The sequence below is a fragment of the Pseudomonas sp. CM25 genome (assembly GCF_013179705.1).
GTDB lineage: Bacteria > Pseudomonadota > Gammaproteobacteria > Pseudomonadales > Pseudomonadaceae > Aquipseudomonas.
The window spans coordinates 1-5,466 of the sequence record NZ_JABMCW010000345.1 but is presented as its reverse complement, the minus strand read 5'-3'; the positions used below and the strand labels follow the sequence as shown (position 1 = coordinate 5,466).

Below are 5,466 nucleotides of genomic sequence, written 5' to 3'. Positions count from 1 at the left end.
ATGGGCCGAGCGGCTAGCGTTGCCGCTGCAGGACGATGCCGCAGGCTTTGCCGTGCAGGTGGGCGTCGATGGCCTGCAGGTCCAGCAACTGGGGCCGCAGGCACCGGGCCCGGTGCGGGTTGACTTCGTCGACGGCCAGGCGGCGCACCGGCGCCAGTTCGGCGGCGGTAACGGGCAGATGATCGCCAAGGCGGTGGGCATCGCCCAGGGCGTGCGACCACAGGTACTGGATGCCACGGCGGGGCTGGGCAAGGACGCGTTCGTGCTGGCCAGCCTGGGTTGCCAGATGACCCTGATCGAGCGTCAGCCGCTGATTGCCGCGTTGCTGGAGGATGGCCTGGCGCGGGCCCGGTCGGATGCCGAGGTTGGGCCGATTGTGGGGCGCATGCGCCTGCTGACGGGCAACGCCATCCAGCGCATGCGCGACTGGGAAGGTGAGGCGCCGCAGGTGATCTACCTCGACCCGATGTTCCCGCACCGGGACAAGAGCGCGCTGGTGAAGAAGGAAATGCGCGTGTTCCGGCCATTGGTCGGTGATGACCTGGACGCCCCGGCGCTGCTCGAAGCCGCTCTTGTCCTGGCCAGCCACCGGGTGGTGGTGAAGCGCCCGCGCAAGGCACCGATCATCGACGGGCCGAAGCCGAGTCATAGCCTGGAGGGCAAGTCGAGCCGGTATGACATTTACCCGAAGAAGGCCCTGAAGGCCTGAGCAACCTCGTTACTTCTGTGGGAGCGGCTTCAGCCGCGAACACCGGCGTAGCCGGTGCCAACCAGCTCGGAGCCTGCGCTCCCGCAAAGACATTCGCGGGCTTCAGGGTTGATAAGCCCGCAGGAACACCCCCACTACCTCGCGCACATGGGCCTCGGCTTCGTCGCCGTCCAGGGGCCCCGCGCAGCCCAGCAACAACCGGTAATCCGGGGCGCCTTTGACCAGGCAGAAGAAATGCTCGGCCGCCCGCAGCGGGTTGTCGATGCGCAGCAAGCCCCGCTCATCCGCCCCACGCAGCAACGCTTCCATCCCCGCCAGCACGCGCTTGGGCCCGGCCTCGTAGAAGTACTCGCCAAAGCTCGGGTCCTGGCTGCCCTGAGCCATTATCAAGCGGCTGAGCTTGACCGCTTCGTCACTGCTGATCAGCGCCTGGAAGCCACGAGCAATGGTCAGCAGAACCTCTTCCACCGGCGCCCCTTCGGGGTACTCGAACAGCAAGTCGGGCAACTGGATCTGACAGGTTGCCATGACCGCTGAGCAGAACAGCGTCTGCTTGTCGGTGAAATGGCTGTAGACGGTGAGCTTTGAAACACCTGCCGCCGCAGCGACCGCATCCATGCTGGTGTTGGCGTAGCCAAGGCTGAGGAACAGCGTCTTGGCCGCTTCGAGAATCGCCTCGCGCTTGGCCAAGTCCTTTGGCCGGCCTGGACCGATGGGGGCGTCGTTGGACATTGTGGTCTGCATCTGCTTGAAGAAGCGCCCATCTTAACGGGTCAGGCGCCACAGCGCTCCGCCGTACCTCGCAAAATCCACCACGCACACTCTTCCCGCCACCGCTTGCCTGACTTAATATACCCGTCAGTACAAATATTCGAAGTGCCCTCCGCGAAAGGATTCATCATGTTGCGCCATGCCTTGTCCATCGCCTTGCCCGCCGCCGCCGTGCTGTTCCTGGCGGCGTGCGGCCAGGAAGCCGCCCCGCCCGCCGCGCCTCGCCCGGCGCTGGTGGTGCAGCCGCAGCCGGCCGAAGCCGCTGCCGACAGTTACCCCGGTGAAGTGCGGGCGCGCTTCGAGCCGGAGCTGGCCTTCCGCATTGCCGGCAAGGTCAGCAAGCGCCTGGTCGAGGAGGGGCAGCGGGTCAAGGCCGACCAGCCGCTGGCCGAGCTCGACCCGCAAGATGTGCGCCTGCAACTGGAAGCCAACCGCGCCCAGCTGGCGGCCGCCGAGGCCAACCTGTCGCTGGTGCGCGCCGAGCGCGATCGTTACCAGAAGCTGCTGGACCGGCAGATGGTCAGCCACTCGCAGTACGACAATGCCGAAAACCTCTACCGCGCCGGCCAGGCCCGCCTGAAGCAGGCCAAGGCCGAGTTCGACGTGGCCGGCAACCAGGCCGAATATGCCGTGTTGCGCGCGCCGCAGGCCGGGGTTATCGCCAAGCGCCAGGTCGAGGTGGGCCAGGTGGTTGCCGCCGGGCAGACCGTGTTCACCCTGGCCGCCGATGGTGAACGGGAGGTGGCCATCAGCCTGCCGGAGCAGCATTTTGCCCGCTTCGCCGTGGGCCAGCCGGTGAGTGTCGAGTTGTGGTCGCTCCCGGAGGCGCGCTTCCAGGGGCGTATTCGCGAGTTGTCACCTGCCGCCGACCCGCGCTCACGCACCTTCGCCGCGCGCATCGCCTTTGCCACGGCCGCTACACCTGCGGACCTGGGCCAGAGCGCCCGGGTATTCATTGCCCACGAAGGGCTGATCCCGTTGGCTGTGCCGCTGTCCGCCGTCACTGCGGAAAACGGCCAGGCCTATGTCTGGCGGGTCAACAAGGACAGCCGCCTGGAGCGGGCTACGGTGCGCCTGGGGGCGTATGGCAGTGACAGCGTGCCGGTGCTCGAAGGCCTTGACCCGGGCGACTGGGTGGTTGCCGCCGGTGGCCATGTGCTGCGCGAGGGCCAGGAGGTACGCCCTGTGGACCGCACCAACCGTGTAGTGAACCTGACGGCCAAGGAGTAAGTCCCGATGGGTTTCAACCTTTCTGCCTGGGCGCTGCGCAACCGCCAGATCGTCCTGTTCCTGATGATCCTGCTGGCGGCCATTGGCGCCATGTCCTACACCAAGCTCGGCCAGAGCGAGGACCCGCCGTTCACCTTCAAGGCCATGGTCATCCGCACCCTGTGGCCTGGCGCCACTGCTGAAGAAGTGTCGCGCCAGGTGACCGAGCGCATCGAGAAGAAACTGATGGAAACCGGCGAGTACGAGAAGATCGTTTCGTTCTCCCGCCCCGGCGAGTCACAGGTCACCTTCATGGCTCGCGACTCGCTGCATTCAGACGACATCCCCGAGCTCTGGTACCAGATCCGCAAGAAGGTCGCGGACATCCGCCACACCTTGCCGCCCGAGGTCCAGGGCCCGTTCTTCAACGATGAGTTCGGCACCACGTTCGGCAACATCTATGCGCTGACCGGTGACGGCTTCGACTATGCGGTGCTCAAGGACTACGCCGACCGGATCCAGATCCAGTTGCAGCGGGTCAAGGACGTGGGCAAGGTCGAGCTGCTCGGCCTGCAGGACGAGAAGGTCTGGATCGAGCTGTCCAACCTCAAGCTGGCGACCCTTGGCGTGCCGCTGGAGGCGGTGCAGCAGGCCCTGCAGGAGCAGAACGCGGTCAGCACCGCCGGCTTCTTCGAGACACCCAGCGAGCGCCTGCAACTGCGGGTGAGCGGGCGTTTCGACAGTGTCGAGCAGATTCGCCAGTTCCCTATCCGCGTCGGTGACCGCACGTTCCGCATCGGCGATGTGGCCGAGGTGCACCGTGGCTTCAACGATCCACCTGCACCGCGCATGCGCTTCATGGGTGAAGATGCCATTGGCCTGGCCGTGTCGATGAAGGACGGCGGTGACATTCTGGTGCTGGGCAAGGCCCTGGAAGGCGAGTTCGAGCGCCTGGCGCACAACCTGCCGGCCGGCATGGAGCTGCGCAAGGTCTCGGACCAACCGGCGGCGGTCAAGGCTGGCGTGGGCGAGTTTGTCCAGGTGCTGGTCGAGGCACTGGTGATCGTGCTGCTGGTGAGCTTCTTCTCCCTCGGCCTGCGCACCGGCCTGGTGGTGGCGCTGGCCATCCCGCTGGTGCTGGCGATGACCTTCGCCGCCATGCATTACTTCGGTATCGGCCTGCACAAGATATCCCTGGGCGCGCTGGTGCTGGCCCTGGGCCTGCTGGTGGACGACGCGATCATTGCCGTGGAAATGATGGCGATCAAGATGGAGCAGGGCTACGACCGCCTCAAGGCGGCCAGCTACGCCTGGACCAGCACCGCCTTTCCGATGCTCACTGGCACCCTGATCACGGCGGCGGGCTTCCTGCCGATTGCCACGGCGGCCTCCAGCACTGGCGAATACACCCGCTCGATCTTCCAGGTGGTGACCATCGCCTTGCTCACCTCGTGGGTCGCAGCCGTGGTGTTCGTGCCTTATCTGGGCGAGCGCCTGCTGCCTGACCTGGCCAAGCTGCATGCGGCGCGCCATGGCTCGGACGGCCACGCACCAGACCCCTACGCCACGCCGTTCTACCAGCGTGTGCGGCGAGTGGTGGCGTGGTGCGTGGGGCACCGCAAGACGGTCATAGTGCTGACCTTGGCAGCCTTTGTCGGCAGCATCCTGCTGTTCCGTTTCGTGCCTCAGCAGTTCTTCCCGGCCTCCGGGCGCCCGGAGCTGATGGTCGACCTGAAGCTGGCCGAAGGCGCCTCGCTGGCCAATACCGCCGAGCGGGTCAAGCAGCTCGAGGCACTGCTCAAGCAGCAGGATGGCATCGACAACTATGTGGCCTATGTGGGTACCGGTTCGCCGCGCTTCTACTTGCCACTGGACCAGCAACTGCCTGCAGCCAGCTTTGCCCAGTTCGTGGTGCTGGCCAAGTCGATGGAGGACCGCGAGCGCCTGCGCAGCTGGCTGATCGACACCGTGGACCAGCAGTTCCCCGACCTGCGTGCCCGCGTTACCCGCCTGGAAAACGGCCCGCCGGTGGGTTACCCGGTGCAGTTCCGGGTCACTGGCGAACACATCGAGAAGGCCCGTGCACTGGCCCGTGAAGTGGCCGACAAGGTGCGCGAGAACCCGCACGTGGTGAACGTGCACCTGGACTGGGAAGAGCCGAGCAAGGCGGTGTTCCTGGAAATCGACCAGGACCGTGCCCGCGCGCTTGGCGTCAGCACCGCGCACCTGTCGAGCTTCCTGCAGAGCTCGTTGACCGGTACCACGGTCAGCCAGTACCGCGAAGACAACGAACTGATCGAGATCCTTTTGCGCGGCACCCGGCAGGAGCGCAGCGAGCTGGCCAACCTGGGCAGCCTGGCGTTGCCGACCGACAACGGTCAGAGCGTGGCGCTGTCGCAGGTGGCGAGCCTGGAGTACGGCTTCGAGGAAGGCATCATCTGGCACCGCAACCGCTTGCCGACGGTGACGGTGCGTGCCGACATCTACGACAAGGAACAGCCGGCGACGCTGGTGAAGCAGATCGAGCCGACCCTGCACGAGATTCGCGCCAAGCTGCCGGACGGTTACTTGCTGGAGGTAGGCGGCACGGTAGAGGACTCCGAGCGCGGGCAGAAGTCAGTGAATGCCGGCATGCCGCTGTTCGTGGTGGTGGTGCTGACCCTGCTGATGATTCAGCTGCGCAGCTTCTCGCGCACGGTCATGGTGTTCCTCACCGCCCCCCTGGGGCTGATCGGCGTGACCCTGTTCCTGCTGGTGTTCCGCCAGCCGTTCGGCTT

General features: G+C 66.0%; 4 protein-coding genes. 3 read left to right on the top strand and 1 reads right to left on the bottom strand.

From position 1 onward, the window contains the following. Window positions 1-709, top strand: a 709-nt coding sequence (locus tag HP546_RS25045; RefSeq protein ID WP_172230939.1) for a class I SAM-dependent methyltransferase, incomplete at its 5' end; no start/stop codon positions are given. 102 nt (window positions 710-811) lie between these two features. Here the strand turns inward: HP546_RS25045 and HP546_RS25040 are convergent. Next, complete coding sequence (locus HP546_RS25040; protein WP_172230936.1) at window positions 812-1,453, bottom strand: TetR/AcrR family transcriptional regulator; 642 nt, start codon at window positions 1,451-1,453, stop codon at window positions 812-814. 156 nt (window positions 1,454-1,609) lie between these two features. On the opposite strand from HP546_RS25040, the gene HP546_RS25035 reads away from it, so the two are divergent. Next, window positions 1,610-2,710 (top strand): efflux RND transporter periplasmic adaptor subunit, encoded by a 1,101-nt coding sequence (locus tag HP546_RS25035; protein ID WP_172230933.1) that lies wholly within the window; start codon window positions 1,610-1,612, stop codon window positions 2,708-2,710. A gap of 6 nt (window positions 2,711-2,716) precedes the next feature. After that, window positions 2,717-5,466: efflux RND transporter permease subunit (locus tag HP546_RS25030; RefSeq protein ID WP_172230930.1), on the top strand; the 2,750-nt coding region annotated here is incomplete at its 3' end.

What these genes read in the sequence shown, in the direction of transcription:
- HP546_RS25040 (WP_172230936.1), bottom strand. Translation starts at nt 1,453, where the DNA reads ATGCAGACCACAATGTCCAACGACGCCCCCATCGGTCCAGGCCGGCCA.
- HP546_RS25035 (WP_172230933.1), top strand. Translation starts at nt 1,610, where the DNA reads ATGTTGCGCCATGCCTTGTCCATCGCCTTGCCCGCCGCCGCCGTGCTG.